At 69.8% G+C, this 13,665-nt stretch carries 12 protein-coding genes and 2 pseudogenes; 2 read left to right on the top strand and 12 right to left on the bottom strand.

From position 1 onward, the window contains the following. Nucleotides 1-32: 32 nt before the first annotated feature. From AW272_RS33170 to AW272_RS33145, 6 genes are all read right to left on the bottom strand, one after another. Entirely contained in the window at nucleotides 33-866 is an 834-nt protein-coding gene (locus tag AW272_RS33170; RefSeq protein ID WP_245657855.1) for a phosphatidate cytidylyltransferase, read from the bottom strand. Nucleotides 867-930: 64 nt separating this feature from the next. Then, complete coding sequence (frr, locus tag AW272_RS33165) at nucleotides 931-1,488, bottom strand: ribosome recycling factor (RefSeq protein WP_083958965.1); 558 nt, start codon at nucleotides 1,486-1,488, stop codon at nucleotides 931-933. 10 nt (nucleotides 1,489-1,498) lie between these two features. Then, nucleotides 1,499-2,266, bottom strand: a complete 768-nt coding sequence (gene pyrH / locus AW272_RS33160; RefSeq protein ID WP_066373535.1) for a UMP kinase — start codon at nucleotides 2,264-2,266, stop codon at nucleotides 1,499-1,501. Nucleotides 2,267-2,347: 81 nt separating this feature from the next. Continuing rightward, the gene (gene tsf, locus AW272_RS33155; protein ID WP_066373533.1) at nucleotides 2,348-3,184 is read right to left on the bottom strand and encodes a translation elongation factor Ts; all 837 of its coding nucleotides are present in this window, start codon (nucleotides 3,182-3,184) and stop codon (nucleotides 2,348-2,350) included. Between the two features lie 85 nt (nucleotides 3,185-3,269). Next, nucleotides 3,270-4,250, bottom strand: coding sequence for a 30S ribosomal protein S2 (gene rpsB / locus AW272_RS33150; RefSeq protein WP_066373528.1), 981 nt, complete (start codon nucleotides 4,248-4,250; stop codon nucleotides 3,270-3,272). A 325-nt stretch (nucleotides 4,251-4,575) separates the two neighbouring features. Then, nucleotides 4,576-5,169 carry a helix-turn-helix domain-containing protein gene (locus AW272_RS33145; RefSeq protein ID WP_083958964.1) on the bottom strand — a complete coding sequence of 198 codons (594 nt, stop codon included), beginning with the start codon at nucleotides 5,167-5,169 and terminating at the stop codon, nucleotides 4,576-4,578. A gap of 72 nt (nucleotides 5,170-5,241) precedes the next feature. Between AW272_RS33145 and AW272_RS33140 the strand changes: the two genes are divergently transcribed. Next, on the top strand, nucleotides 5,242-6,507 hold the full coding sequence (locus AW272_RS33140; protein WP_066373526.1) for an MFS transporter: 1,266 nt from the start codon (nucleotides 5,242-5,244) through the stop codon (nucleotides 6,505-6,507). Nucleotides 6,508-6,565: 58 nt separating this feature from the next. On the opposite strand, the gene AW272_RS33135 is transcribed toward AW272_RS33140, so the two are convergent. Beyond that, nucleotides 6,566-7,852 (bottom strand): CoA transferase, encoded by a 1,287-nt coding sequence (locus AW272_RS33135; protein ID WP_245657854.1) that lies wholly within the window; start codon nucleotides 7,850-7,852, stop codon nucleotides 6,566-6,568. A gap of 128 nt (nucleotides 7,853-7,980) precedes the next feature. Between AW272_RS33135 and AW272_RS33130 the strand changes: the two genes are divergently transcribed. After that, nucleotides 7,981-8,430, top strand: coding sequence for a M23 family metallopeptidase (locus tag AW272_RS33130; RefSeq protein ID WP_066373525.1), 450 nt, complete (start codon nucleotides 7,981-7,983; stop codon nucleotides 8,428-8,430). Between the two features lie 283 nt (nucleotides 8,431-8,713). Here the strand turns inward: AW272_RS33130 and AW272_RS45380 are convergent. The 5 genes and pseudogenes from AW272_RS45380 to AW272_RS33110 form a co-directional block, all read right to left on the bottom strand. Further along, nucleotides 8,714-9,211, bottom strand: a pseudogene (locus AW272_RS45380) (tyrosine-type recombinase/integrase); the annotation flags it as partial. A 699-nt stretch (nucleotides 9,212-9,910) separates the two neighbouring features. Continuing rightward, nucleotides 9,911-10,123 (bottom strand): annotated as a pseudogene (locus AW272_RS45375) (site-specific integrase); the annotation flags it as partial. 6 nt (nucleotides 10,124-10,129) lie between these two features. Next, on the bottom strand, nucleotides 10,130-11,236 hold the full coding sequence (gene dprA / locus AW272_RS33120; RefSeq protein WP_066373524.1) for a DNA-processing protein DprA: 1,107 nt from the start codon (nucleotides 11,234-11,236) through the stop codon (nucleotides 10,130-10,132). After that, nucleotides 11,233-12,768: a YifB family Mg chelatase-like AAA ATPase gene (locus AW272_RS33115; protein WP_066373523.1), complete on the bottom strand. Its 1,536-nt coding sequence runs from the start codon at nucleotides 12,766-12,768 to the stop codon at nucleotides 11,233-11,235. The genes dprA and AW272_RS33115 overlap by 4 nt, the downstream gene beginning before the upstream one ends. 515 nt (nucleotides 12,769-13,283) lie before the next feature. Then, nucleotides 13,284-13,637 carry a YraN family protein gene (locus AW272_RS33110; protein WP_066373520.1) on the bottom strand — a complete coding sequence of 118 codons (354 nt, stop codon included), beginning with the start codon at nucleotides 13,635-13,637 and terminating at the stop codon, nucleotides 13,284-13,286. Between the last annotated feature and the right edge of the window lie 28 nt (nucleotides 13,638-13,665).

The following is a 13,665-nucleotide window of genomic DNA, read 5'->3' as shown; positions in this document are numbered from 1 at the left end:
GCCCAACCCGGCCAACGTTTCCGGTCACAGCACTAGCGGATGAAGGCCGCCAGCAGCAGCCAGCAGGGCACCAGGGTGAACAACAGGGAGTCGATGCGGTCCATCATGCCGCCGTGGCCGGGCAGGACCGAGCCCATGTCCTTGATGCCGAGGTCGCGTTTGATCACCGACTCGATCAGGTCGCCGATCGTGGCGCAGACGACCACCACGGCTCCCAGGAGCGCGCCCTGCCAGATGGCGCCCTTGAGGAGCCAGGTCACCAGCCAGCCGCCGACCGCGATGCAGGCGATGGCCGAACCGGCGAAGCCCTCCCAGGTCTTCTTCGGGCTGATGATCGACATCGGGTGCTTGCCGAAGAGAACTCCGGCGGCATAACCGCCGATGTCCGAGGAGGCCGTCACGGCGACGAAGATGAGCGCCCGGTGGGCGCCGTCGTCGGGGGCCAGCAGCAGGCCGACGAACCCGGCGAACATGGCCGGGTAGACCACCATGAAAACCGTCGCGGTCGCGTCGCGGACGAAGCCGTCGGAGCCCTGGAAGAGCCGCCAGCCCAGAACGCCCATGACGGTGATCGCGAAGATGCCGAGGAAGACGCCCGGCCCGTATTCGTAGGCGCCGGCGACCATCGCCGCCAGGCCCACCAGCACGGGGATCAGCGGTACGCGGATGTCGCGGGTGGCCAGGCCTTTGACCAGCTCGTGAATCCCCACGCCTACGGCGGCGATGACGACCACGAGGAACGCGGGCTTGAAGGTGTAAAGCGAGCCGATGATCAACACTGCCAGACCGACCGCGGAGATGATCGCGGCCGGCAGGTTCCGGCCGGTACGGCTCCCGCCCGCCGGGGGTGACACCGTTCCGTCCAAGATGTCCTACTCCCTACATGCGCGCGATCCCTGCCCCTGCCGGGGCAAGGATCGCGATGGTGCGTCAGACCTCGAGCAGCTCGGCTTCCTTGTGCTTGAGCAGCTCGTCGATCTTGGCGACGTGCTTCTGGGTGAGGTCGTCGAGCTCCTTCACGGCGCGGTGGACCTCGTCTTCGCCGGCCTCGCTGTCCTTGACGAGCTTGTCGAGGACTTCCTTCGCGTGCCGCCGGATGTTCCGGATGGACACGCGGCTGTTCTCGGCCTTGGTCCGGGCGATCTTGATGTATTCCTTGCGGCGCTCACCCGAGAGCTCGGGGAAGACCACGCGGATGACGTTACCGTCGTTACCGGGGTTGACCCCCAGGTCGCTGTCGCGGATCGCCTTCTCGATGGCGGTCATCGAGCCCTTGTCGTAGGGCTGGATCAGCACCATGCGCGCCTCGGGGACGTGGAAGGAGGCGAGCTGCTGGACGGGGGTGAGCGACCCGTAGTAGTCAACATTGATCTTGTTGAACATCGACGGGGTCACCCGGCCGGTGCGAATGGCCGCGAAGTCCTCCTTCGCGACGGTCACCGCCTTCTCCATCTTCTCTTCGGCCTCGAAGAGGGTTTCCTCGATCACAGTTGGCTCCCTATTTCCCTGCCGGACTCACCAGCGTGCCGATCTTCTCTCCGCGGACCGCCCGCAGGATGTTGCCTTCGCCCATCAGCTCGAAGACCACGATGGGCAGGCCGTTGTCCTTGCACAGGCTGATGGCCGTGGCGTCCATCACCGCGAGGTCACGCGTGAGGACCTCGCTGTATTCGAGTCGGTCGAACCGGACCGCGTCGGGGTTCTTCCGGGGGTCGGCGTCGTAGACGCCGTCGACCTGGGTGCCCTTGAGCAGGGCCTCCGCGCCGATCTCCAGCGCACGCTGGGCGGCGCAGGTGTCGGTGGAGAAGAAGGGCGAACCCAGCCCGGCCCCGAAGATGACCACGCGGCCCTTCTCCAGGTGGCGGATCGCCCGGCGGGGCAGGAAAGGCTCGGCGACCTGCTGCATCGTGATGGCGGTCTGCACGCGCGTCTCCACGCCACGCTTCTCCAGGAAGTCCTGAAGGGCGAGACAGTTGATGACCGTGCCCAGCATGCCCATGTAGTCGGCACGGGCCCGGTCCATGCCGCGCTCGGAAAGCGCGGCGCCCCGGAACATGTTGCCGCCGCCGACCACGACCGAGACCTGCACCCCGTCGCGGACCGCTTCCGCGATCGAATCGGCGATCTTGGCGACGACGACCGGGTCGATGCCGAGGGAATCCCCACCGGCGAATGCCTCGCCGGAAAGCTTCAGCATGACCCGCTTCCAGCGCAACGGCCCGTCATACGACGAAGCCGCCGGGGCGGGTTCGGTGTTCTCCTGCACGGCGGCGGCCTCCTCAGTGGATTTCGGGCTGAACAGGTCGTCCCGCTCGATTGCGGGACGACCTCGACGAACAGCCCCAGACTATGCCTGGCCGACCTTGTAGCGGGTGAAGGCCAGGACCTGAACGCCGGCTTCGTCCGCGTACTTCTTGATCGACTTCTTGTTGTCCTTCACGAACGCCTGCTGGAGCAGCGTGAAGTCCTTGTACCAGCCGTTGACGCGACCCTCGACGATCTTGGCGATCGCGGCTTCGGGCTTGCCCTCCTCGCGAGTCATCTCCTCGGCGAGCGCGCGCTCCTTCTCGATGACCTCGGCCGGAACGGACGCGGCGTCGAGGTACTGCGGCGCCATGGCCGCGGCGTGCTGCGCGATGTCCTTGGCGACCTCGGGGTTGGCCGAGTCGAGCTGGACCAGGACACCCACGGCCGGGGGCAGCTGCGGGTCGGTCTTGTGCATGTAGGCGCCGATGTAGCCGCCCTCGAGCACGGAGAACCGGCGGATCTCGATCTTCTCGCCGAGAGCCGCGTTGGTCTCGTCGAGCAGTTCCTTGACGGTCTTGCCGTCGTCGAGCTTGGAGTCGAGCAGCTCGGCCACGTCGGCGGGCTTGGTCTCCAGGATGAAAGCGACGACCTGGGCCGCCACCTCCTGGAACCGCTCACCCTTGGCGACGAAGTCGGTCTCGCAGTTGATCTCGAGAAGCGCGGCGGCGGAGTCGCCGTCCTGCTTCAGGGCGACCAGGCCGTTGGAGGCGGTGCGGGTCTCGCGCTTGCCGACGTCCTTGGCGCCCTTGAGGCGCAGGAGCTCGACCGCGCGGTCGAAGTCGCCCTCGGACTGCTCCAGGGCCTTCTTACAGTCCATCATGCCGGCGGCCGTCAGCTCGCGAAGCCGCTTGACATCGGCCATGTTCACGGAAGCCATTGTCATTTCCTCATGGGTTTCGTCGTGGAGCGGGTGGGCGTGTCATGGTCGCGACACGCCCACCCGGTAGAGCTTCGGAGGAGAACTACGCCTTCGGCTCGTCACCGTCGGCGGCAGCCTCGGGGGTCTCCTCGGCCGGAGCCTCGGCGACGGGGGCCTCAGCGGCAGCTTCCTCGGCGGGCGCCTCGACGGGGGCCTCGGCCTCGGCAGGGGCCTCGACAGGGGCCTCGTCGGCGGCGGCCTCAGCCTCGGCCTCGGCGGGAGCCTCGGCGGCGGCGGGGGTGCCCTCGAGGAGCTCGCGCTCCCACTCGGCCAGCGGCTCGGCGACGGCCACGCCGGCCGGCTTGTCGTCGCCACCGCGCGAGGCGCCGGCGCGGGTCATGAGACCGTCGGCGACGGCGTCGGCGATGACGCGGGTCAGCAGGCTGACGGCGCGGATCGCGTCGTCGTTACCCGGAATCGGGTAGTCGACCTCGTCGGGGTCGCAGTTGGTGTCGAGGATCGCGACGACCGGGATGCCGAGCTTCTTGGCCTCGGAGATCCCGATGTGCTCCTTCTTGGTGTCCACGACCCAGACCGCGCTCGGGACGCGGGCCATGTCCCGGATGCCGCCGAGGGTGCGCTCCAGCTTCTCCTTCTCACGACGGCGGAGCAGCAGCTCCTTCTTCGTGAGACCGGAGGCGGCGACGTTGTCGAAGTCGAGCTCCTCGAGCTCCTTCAGGCGCTGAAGGCGCTTGTGGACGGTCGAGAAGTTGGTCAGCATGCCGCCCAGCCAGCGCTGGTTCACGTAGGGCATGCCCACGCGCGCCGCCTGCTCGGCGATCGACTCCTGCGCCTGCTTCTTGGTGCCGATGAACATGATCGTGCCGCCGTGGGCGACGGTCTCCTTGACGAAGTCGTAGGCCCTGTCAATGAAGGCCAGCGACTTCTGGAGGTCGATGATGTAGATGCCGTTGCGCTCGGTGAAGATGAAGCGCTTCATCTTCGGGTTCCACCGGCGAGTCTGGTGGCCGAAGTGAACGCCGCTCTCCAGCAGCTGTCGCATGGTAACGACGGGGGTGGCCATGAAATGGTCCTCCACGATCTCGGTTGCATGCACGGGCCGGCGGCCCGCGCCCTGACGCCCCGAACCGTTCCAGCCACCTGAACGGCGGACCGAGAGAACGTTTCGTGAATGGGCGTGCGAATTCGGCCTCACGTAAGGAGACCACCGGACAGTCTACCCGGAACCGGTGGAGGACTTGACCTGCCCGCGCACCGGGCGGTGAGGACGCCACACTCCGCCGTCGTCACGGCGCGGCGCGGAGCGGCCGGTCGGCGCCGGAGCAGGCGCGCGCCAGGGGCGGCGGGCGGTGCCGGGGTGGGCGGAGCCGTAACGGAAAAAGAGCCTGTCAGTCCTTTGACGGCCTTTTCGGGGCCCGGGGGAAGAGACGGAGCTGGAACTCGGTCACGCGGGCGCCGTTGGGCGCCGATTCCGGGTCGCGGTCGACGATCCGGTAGGGGGCGACGAGTTCGTCGACGCGCTCGGCCAGGTCGCGGATCTCGTCGGGGTCCACGTAGAGCACCACGTGGGCCAGCCGGGTCGCGTCGCGCCAGTCGGCCGACTCCCTCGACGACTGGGCCAGATACTCCGACAGGCGGCGGGACGCCTCGTCGAGCACGGTCTGGATGACGGCGCCCTGGGCGGCGAGGAGTTCGGGGGTGAGTTCGCCGCTTTCGGGGTCTTTCATCCCCCAGCCCGTCTGGAGCGCCCGCCAGACGCGTTCGCGGCCGTCGCCGCGCGCGGGGGCCGCCTCGATGAGGCCGTGCTTGGCGAGGGTGCGCAGGTGGTAGCTGCACGCGCTCGGCGACAGCCCGGCGGTCTCGGCGCACTCGGTGGCCGTCGCCGGACCCTCCTCCTGGAGCCGGCCGAGGATCGCCAGCCTCGCCGGATGGGCCATGGCCCGCAGCAACCCGACGTCGTCGGTGACCATCCGAGTCTTCATGGATCTCCACGGTAGGGCGTCTTCAGATGTGAAGCATTGCCTTCATAACTCTGAAAGAGTACTTTCATAAATATGATCCCCCTTCGCCGACAGCGCGACTACCGCCTCCTCTGGTCCGCCCGGGCCGTCACCGAAGCCGGCAGCGAGGTGTCCCGCCTCGCGGTTCCGCTGACCGCCGTCACCCTGCTGGCCGCCTCCCCCATCGAGATGGGCGTGCTCACCGCCGCCGCCTCGCTGCCGTTCCTGTTCGTCGGACTGCCGATCGGGGCCTGGGCCGACCGGGCGCGACGACGGCGTCCGGTGCTGGTGATGTGCGAGATCGTTTCCGGTACGGCCGTCCTGACGGTCCCCGTCGCCTGGCTGCTCGGCCTGCTGACGGTGCACTGGCTGATCGGCGTGGCCCTGGTCGTCGGCACCTGCACGGTGACCTTCCGGAATTTCACGATGCCCCACCTGACCAGCGTGGTCGGCGAGTCACAGCGGACCGAGGCCATCGCCGGCATGCAGTCGGTCTTCTCCATCGCCCAGCTCGGCGGCCCCGGCCTGGCCGGTCTGCTGGTGAGCGTGCTGTCAGCGCCGCTGGCGCTGCTGGTCAACGCGGTGACGTTCGTGGTGTCGGCGCTGTGTCTGCGGTCCATCCGTGCCGTCGAACCGGAGCGGCCGCTCGCGCCCAGGCGGGCGCTTCGACGGGAGATCGCCGAGGGGATGTCGGCACTGGTGCGGCACCGGGTGCTGCGGGCGCTGGCGCTGGCCGGGATGACGGTCAACCTGTTCGCGGCGGCCCAGCTCGCCGTCTATGTGCTCTACGCGATCCACGTGCTGGGGCTGCCGGGCGGGCTCGTCGGGATCTCGATGATGGGCTTCGGGGCCGGCGGCCTGGTCGGCGCGTTCGTCGCCCCCACGGTCGCCCGGCGTTACGGCGGCCCTCGCGTGCTGCTCGCCTCGGTGCTGTTCTTCCCGCTCGGGTTCCTGGCGATGGCCGCCGTGAGCGGACCGGTGTGGTGGTGCGTGCTGGTGATCGGGACGGCCGAGGCCGTGGTCGGGGTGGCGGTGGTCTGCTTCAGCGTGTGCTCGGGGGCGGAGTCACTGCGGGAGACGCCGCCGGCTCTGATCGGGCGGGTCAACGCGTCGATCAACTTCCTGACGCAGGGGGCGCTGGGTGTGGGCGGGTTGATCGGTGGCGTGGCCGGGGAGCTGCTGGGGCTGCGACCCGCGATGTGGGTGTGTTTCGCGGGGGCACTGCTGACGATCCCGTGCCTGTGGCTGTCGCCTCTCATCAGGCAGGCGCGCGGCGATGGGGACGCGGCGGAGGCCGAGCTTGAGGCTGCGGCGCGATGAGACCGGCGACCGGTGCGGACGGGGCGCGCCGAGGCCGGAACTCAGCTGTGACCGGCGCTCACCAGGCCGGCGCGTGCTCGCCGGGGTGGGGTGGTGGGGACCACGTCGGAGGCCGTCCGGCGATGAGGCCCGGCGGGCGGACGAAGGTGTATCCGTCGCGGGTTTCCAGGAGGTCGTCGACGGGGGGCTCGTCGCCGGGTGGGGTTCTGCCCAGGTCGTCCAGCCAGTGGGCGGTGGCGGCGAGGGAGAGGACCGCGTGCCAGGAACCACCCTCCCGCCGCCTGCGGAGGAGACCCGCGACCGCCGCGAAGGCGGCGAGGTAGCCGGTGGCGTGGTCGAGGGCCTGGCAGGGCAGCGGCCCCGATTCGGCCACGATCCCGGTCGCCATCTGGACGAGGCTGTCGAACCCCCGCCTCCCGTGCCACGGCCCCGGACCGTAAGCGGAGATGTCGACCACGACGACGCCCGGCCTCAGCCTGACCAGATCGCTCAACGCGAACCCGAGCCGGTCGAGCGCCCCGGGGCGGTAGCCGCGGATGACGACGTCGGCGCCTCTGATGAGGTCTCTGAGCAGGTCCGCCTCGGTGCGCAGATCGATCAGGCACGACCGTTTGCCGGCGGCGGTCTCCAGCACCAGCCCCGGAACCTCCGGGACGCCGGGCCCGCAGACATGCATGACATCGCCCCCGTGAGAGGCCAGAAACCGGCTCGCGACCGGCCCGGCGATGACCCGGGTGAGGTCCACCACGCGCAGCCCCGTCTCCCCCGGCGGCGGCCCCTGAAGGCGGTCGAGCGTGAGGAGCGGGCGGGCGGCCACGGCCTGACCTTGGGGATGGCCGGCCCATTCGGCCCTGCCGCGCATCGCGGCCGCGCATCCGCCCGCCGCGATGATCGCTTCTTCAACCTCCCTGCCTGTACGCCTTTCGCACGCCTCCCCCACCTCCTCCCGCGTGGCGTCCGGGGGAAGACCGAGAGCGGCCAGCGCGGCGTCGCGATGGTGGTCGAAGTTGGCGTGGATCCTGACCCGGCCGTCGGCGGCGGAATAGTCGCCGCTGATCGGCGCCCACAGTGGGATCGGGTCGTCGCCGATCCGGAAGTGGCGCTCACTGCGGAAGGCGACGGCCGCGTGCCTCATGTCGACCGCCGCCTGGCCGTGTTCGCCCCTGAGCGCCGCCATGGCCGCGGTGGCGACGCCCACACTGGCCGCGGCGGCGGTGCCGATGCGGAACGGCGAGGGCAGGACCGGCTCCTGACCGGTGACCTGGACGTGGCCCAGGTCCACCCCGGCGAGCCCTTGCAGTCCCCTGATGACGTCGGCCAGTCCTCTGGGGGCGTCGGCAGTCACTGAATCCCCAAGTTATCCACAAGCTCTTCCACAGGCTGATCTCTCATATCAGGACATAACGCCTGCGGTTTTCCACAGGCAGTTGTTGACGGGTCGCAGCGTGTGTTGAATTCGGCAGGCTGTTCGCCATGTTCTTCCCAGCTTCCGTCCTGCTCGTGATCGCGGCCCAGTGGGGGTGGCCACTGGCAGAGCGACCTCAGCCGGTGCGTCCGTTCACTCCGCCTCCCGAACGCTGGTTGTCCGGGCATCGCGGGGTCGACCTTCCTGCCGAGACGGGGCAGGCGGTGCTGGCGGCCGGAGACGGCGTGGTCACGGTGGCCCGGAAGGTGGCGGGGCGTGGCGTGGTGACGGTGACCCACGCCAACGGGCTGCGGACGACGTACCTCCCGGTCGACGCGGGCGTGACCGAGGGGCAGCGGGTGCGGACGGGAGAGGCGCTCGGAACTGTGAGCGGGCCTGACGGGCACTGTCCGAAGACGTGCCTGCACTGGGGGCTGCTCAGTGGCAACCTCTACCTGGATCCGCTGCACCTGGTGGGCTTGGGCCAGGTCAGACTGCTTCCCACACGTGAAGGCTGACAGCGCTCGGGGGCCGGCAAGGTGGCTCCGAATTGGGCGGGTTCACCGAAGATGCTTACTGCTGCTGTGCTTGGCCAGGTCAGACTGCTTCCCACACGTGAAGACTGACAGCGCTCGGGGGCCGGGAGGGCGGCTCCGAGTTGGGCGGGTCCGCCGAAAATACTCGGTGGAATCTGCCGTACCAGCCCGTGGCTGGTTGACCAAGGCCGAGCAGATGATGATCGGCCCGGATACTTCTACCTTTCCTGCCCACTCGGCAACCGCGAGAGGGCCGACCCGCTGATCAAGCTCGAGGGTGGGCCTGCTCGTAGGCGGCCCTGAGGCGTTCGATCGAGACGTGCGTGTAGATCTGGGTGGTGCCCAGTGACGCGTGCCCGAGCAGTTCCTGGACGCTACGGAGATCGGCGCCGCCCTCCAGCAGGTGAGTGGCGGCCGTATGACGGAGGCCGTGCGGCCCCATGTCCGGCAGCCCCGCTTCGCCCAGCCGGGCATGTACGGTCCGCCGCACCGCGCTCTGGTCGATCCGCCCGCCCTTCACCCCGAGGAACAGCGCAGCCCCGGAGCGCCCGCAAACGAGGATGGGCCGCCCGCGTACACACCAGGCATCGACCGCGTCCAGCGCCGGCACCCCCAGCGGCACGACCCGCTCCCTGCCGCCTTTGCCGAGCACCCTGACAGTCCGGCGCTCCCGATCGACGTCGTCCAGGTCGAGCCCACAGAGTTCACTGACGCGAATTCCTGTGGCGTAGAGAACCTCCAGCAGAGCCTGATCACGAAGCTCCTTCGCCACCACCTGCGGCTCATCGCCGGCCGAGTCTGATTCACCACCAGGATCTGGCACGGAGCCGTCAACTCTCGCAGCCTGAGAGATCGACTCGGAATGAGAGCCGGCACGGTCGGCCTCGGTCGCCGCTCTCCCAGCGGACGGGCTGTCATCCTCCAGCGCCCCGGACCCCGGCCAAGTGCCGGGATACGCACCTTCGGACGCATCGACCCTCGATCCGGAGGACACCTCGTCGACCCCAGAGCGCGAGTCCATGTCCTCAGCGTGAGAATCGCGGAACCCAGCGGGCTCAGCTCGTCGCGCGTCATGCAGGCCAGACAGCTCAGCTCGAAGATCGCGAGGACTACACCGCTCCGGCGGAACATCGCGGGCGCTGGTCAGCTCAGGTCTCCCTGAACCCGAATCGCCCAGGTCAGGCGCATCGACGACCCCGCCGACCCGATCACCGGCTCTGCCCTGCAGGTTGGCCCCGCGTTGCACACCCCCGCCGGCAGCTCCGCCTCCGCCCGCGCGGCCTTCGCCGGGTCGCCGCAGGTCCAGCATGCGGACGGCCTCCGCCTGGTCCAGCACCTTCGGGAGGGTCCGCTTGGCCCTCGCCGTGCCGAGGAGCAGGCCGGGATCGGTGGTCAGCCACCCGGCACGATGGCAGAACGCCGTGAAGGTGCGGATGCAGGCCGTTCGCCGGGCCAGGGTCGCGCGGGACTTGCCGGTCTCGTGTTGCTCGCCCAGCCAGTCCCGCAGTACCCCCACGTCGATCAGCTCGACCCGGTCGACCCCCATGTCGATGAGGTGTTCCGCCAGGGACGACATGTCGCCCATGTAGGCCCGGACCGTGTTGGCCGCCAGGCCGCGTTCGACCCGGAGGTGGCGTTCGAAAGCCCGTATCGCGTCCTCTAGATCTCCCGACATATCCGTTTATCTTCCCCTTCCCTTCGCGCTCAGCCGCCAGCCGTTCCCCTCCCGCTTCAGGTAGCCGCCGGACTCCAGATTGCCCAGGCAGCTCAGCGCCACCGGCAGCGGCAGACCCGCCTTCAGCGCCAGCTCGGCCGGCCCCATCGCTCCCCGGTTCGGCATCGCGTCGAGGACGCGTTTGGACTCCAGGCTGAGCAGGTCCCGGGGTGTGACCTCGCCTCGTGGGATCGGCGCGATGTCGTCTCCGGCCTGGCCGACCTGCTCCAGGATCTCGTCGGCCGACGTCACGCACACCGCCTTCCCGAGCCGGATCAGGTTGTTGCAGCCCGCCGAGACCTCACTCGTCACCGGCCCCGGGATGGCCATCAGCTGACGGTTCAGCTGAAACGCGTGGTGGGCGGTGTTCAACGCGCCGGAGCGAGGCGCCGCCTGGACGACGACGGTCCCCCGCGACAGGGCGGCGATGACCCGGTTACGGACGAGGAAGCGTAACCGGGTCGGGTTCACGCCGGGCGGTGATTCGCTGACGACCAGGCCCTCCTCACGGATGGCCGCGAACAGGTCCTGGTGGGCGGCCGGGTAGGGCACGTCGACCCCGCAGGCCAGGATCGCGAGCGTCGGCGACGGTCCGGCCAGGCAGCCCCGGTGGGCGGCGGCGTCGATGCCGTACGCACCTCCGGAGATCACCGAATAGCCGCGATCCGACAGGCGGCAGGCCAGCTCTGAGGCCACGTTCACCCCGTAGGCGGTGGCCGCCCGTGCTCCCACCACCGCGATCGATCGGGCACAGGCCCGGCGTAGGTCGCCTCCGCCGGCGATCCACAGCCCGATGGGCCGGGCGTCTCGCAGGTCGTCAAGTTGACCCGGCCAGTCGGGGTCACCGGGAATGACGAAGCGGTAGCGGGCGAGGTCGTCTTCGGGTTCGTCCGCCCCGACGGCCCGCGTTCGCCAGGCCGCCGCTCTGCGGTCGTCCACCCCCTCCAGGGTTCCGTCGCGGATCCCGGCCAGGACGGCCTCCGCGCCGTGAGCCGCGATCACGCGGCCCATGGTCTCGTCGCCGGTCTCGGCGATCCGGGTCAAGGTCGCACGAGCGGCCCGGTCACCGGTCACAGTTCTTCTCCCATCCACATCGTGAGTGCCAGTGAGATCTCGTCGGACGTCGGCCGGGGACGCCGGCTGATGTCGGCGATCGTCCAGGCCAGCCGTAACACCCGGTCGACCCCGCGGGCGCTGAGGTTGCCCAGGTCGACGGCCCGGTTCAGCGGGGTCAGGACCCGGTGGTCGAGGCGCCAGCCGCCGTGCAGCAGCGACGACGGGACCTCGGCGTTGAGGCGCCACGGCGTGCCCGCCAGGCGTCTGGCGGCCCGGTCGCGGGCCTCCGCGACCCGGTCGGCGACGGTGACGCTGGATTCGGCGAGCGCGCGGTCGGCGAGGAGTTCGGCCCGCGTGGGTGGCGAGAGCCGTACCTTCACGTCGACCCGATCGAGCAGCGGCCCCGACAGACGCGACAGATATCTCCGGCGGACGGCCGGAGTGCAGGTGCAGAACCGCCCGGCTTCCCCGCTCAGCCCGCACGGGCAGGGGTTGGCCGCGAGGACCAGCATGAACCGCGCCGGGAACGTCACCGAGCCGTTCGCCCGCGAGACCGTGACCTGCCCTGACTCGACCGGCTGGCGGAGCGAGTCGAGGACCCGGGGCGGGAACTCGGGCGCTTCGTCGAGAAAGAGAATTCCGCGATGAGCGAGCGAAACGGCCCCGGGACGGATCTGGCCCGTCCCGCCGCCGATCACCGCCGCGGCGGAGGCCGTGTGGTGCGGGGCCACGAACGGTGGCCGGGCCAACAGCGGGCGGCCGGTGGGGAGGGTGCCGGCGATGGAGTGGATCGCGGTGACCTCGAGGGCCTGTTCCCGGTCGAGCGGCGGAATGATCGTGGTCAGGCGTTCGGCCAGCATGGTCTTGCCCGTGCCCGGCGGCCCGAGGAACCACAGGTTGTGACCCCCGGCGGCGCAGATCTCCAGCGCGCACCGCCCCTGCGCCTGACCTGCGACGTCGGCGAGGTCGAGATCCTTCTCGTCGGCGGGGACGGCGAACTCCATCGGGTCCAGGCAGGCCGCCCGCTCACTCGCCTCGCCCTCCCGCAGCAGGTCCACGAGTTCCCCCAGTGTCGACACCGGCACCACCGCGAGGTCCGGTACGAGCGCCGCCTCGGCGGCGTTCGCCGCGGGCACGACCATCGTGCGCGCCCCGGAGGCGACGGCTGCCAGCGCGGCCGGAAGCACGCCGCGGACGGGCCGCACCCGGCCGTCGAGCCCCAGCTCCCCGAGGAAGAACGGCTCCGCGATCCGCGCGGCCGGAACCAGCCCGGCCGCTCCCAGCACCGCCATCGCGATGGCCAGATCGAAGGACGACCCCTTCTTGGGCAGCGAAGCGGGAAACAGCGAGACGGTCACCCGCGCGTCGGGCCAGTCGAACCTGCTGTTCAACAGCGCCGACCGGACCCGATCTCTGGCCTCACTGATCGCCGTGTCGAGCAACCCGATGAAGTGCGTCCCCACCAACCCCCGGCCGACATCGGCCTCGACCTCGACGGTGTGCCCGGCCACTCCGACCAGCGCGGCACACCGCGTACGTGCAACAGGCATAGAACACCCCTCACGCCTTCCACCGAAGGCACCCCGAAACCTCGATCACCCAGGCGGAGACCGGAAAGCACACTCACCCGCGACAACAAGAAGGCCTCAACCACGCGCCGCCGAACGGACAGCCGGAAGAGGACGCGAACCCCCGAACGCCTCGACTCCGCGCGACGCAGCTCGCGGGACGGATCTCGGTGCACTGCCACAGACCCGGCCCGGCGACCACCGATGACCGCGACAACCCGGCGGTAGAGGACCTTCTCCGCCTCGCAACCGACCGGCGCAGAATCACGAGGCCAATGGCGCAGCCTGGCCCGACGCCGCCAACTCTGCCGACCAGACCACGCCCGCACAGTGACCATCGACGTGGCCGCTCGCCTCACTGAATCCATCGGCACCAGCTGGGTGTCCTGCGGCGGCATCACATCCACTACTCGCACCAACGCGGTCCAGCTGCGGTAAAGGGAAAAACCACTCGTAAGTCAAGCCAAAGCTGCCGCGACGAACCACCCGATCAGCCATCAGAACACCCCCTTCTCCCAGCGGACCGAGAAGGTCCCCGCGAACCCGTCCAGCGCCACCACATCAACCCGCACCGACGCGAACCGCTCGAACCGCCCCGCCCGCCACCGCGCTCCCAGCCGCCGAAGCCGCGCCAGCTTCGCCTCCGTCACCGACGCGAACGCCGACCCTCGCGCATCAGAAGACCGTGTCCGCACCTCGACCACCACGAGCACCGCGCCCTCCCGGGCCACGATGTCGATCTCGCCGTCGCGGCAGCGCCAGTTGCGGTCGAGGATCTCCAGCCCCTTCTCGACCAGATAGGTAGCCGCCATCTGCTCGCCGGCCCGCCCGAGTTCGTCCTTCGCCCCCATGCGCCCCACGCTCGCAGACCCGCCCAGG

It is taken from the genome of Herbidospora mongoliensis (assembly GCF_001570545.1).
In the GTDB taxonomy this organism is placed as follows: domain Bacteria; phylum Actinomycetota; class Actinomycetes; order Streptosporangiales; family Streptosporangiaceae; genus Herbidospora; species Herbidospora mongoliensis.
The sequence above is the reverse complement of the archived record's forward strand: the minus strand, read 5'-3'. Positions and strand labels throughout refer to the sequence as shown.

Bases quoted from the DNA above. Each gene is read 5' to 3' on its own strand.
- tsf (WP_066373533.1), bottom strand. From the start codon at position 3,184: ATGGCTTCCGTGAACATGGCCGATGTCAAGCGGCTTCGCGAGCTGACG.
- AW272_RS33115 (WP_066373523.1), bottom strand. From the start codon at position 12,768: ATGCCTGTTGCACGTACGCGGTGTGCCGCGCTGGTCGGAGTGGCCGGG.
- AW272_RS33140 (WP_066373526.1), top strand. From the start codon at position 5,242: ATGATCCCCCTTCGCCGACAGCGCGACTACCGCCTCCTCTGGTCCGCC.
- AW272_RS33130 (WP_066373525.1), top strand. From the start codon at position 7,981: ATGTTCTTCCCAGCTTCCGTCCTGCTCGTGATCGCGGCCCAGTGGGGG.
- AW272_RS33110 (WP_066373520.1), bottom strand. From the start codon at position 13,637: ATGGGGGCGAAGGACGAACTCGGGCGGGCCGGCGAGCAGATGGCGGCT.
- rpsB (WP_066373528.1), bottom strand. From the start codon at position 4,250: ATGGCCACCCCCGTCGTTACCATGCGACAGCTGCTGGAGAGCGGCGTT.
- AW272_RS33145 (WP_083958964.1), bottom strand. From the start codon at position 5,169: ATGAAGACTCGGATGGTCACCGACGACGTCGGGTTGCTGCGGGCCATG.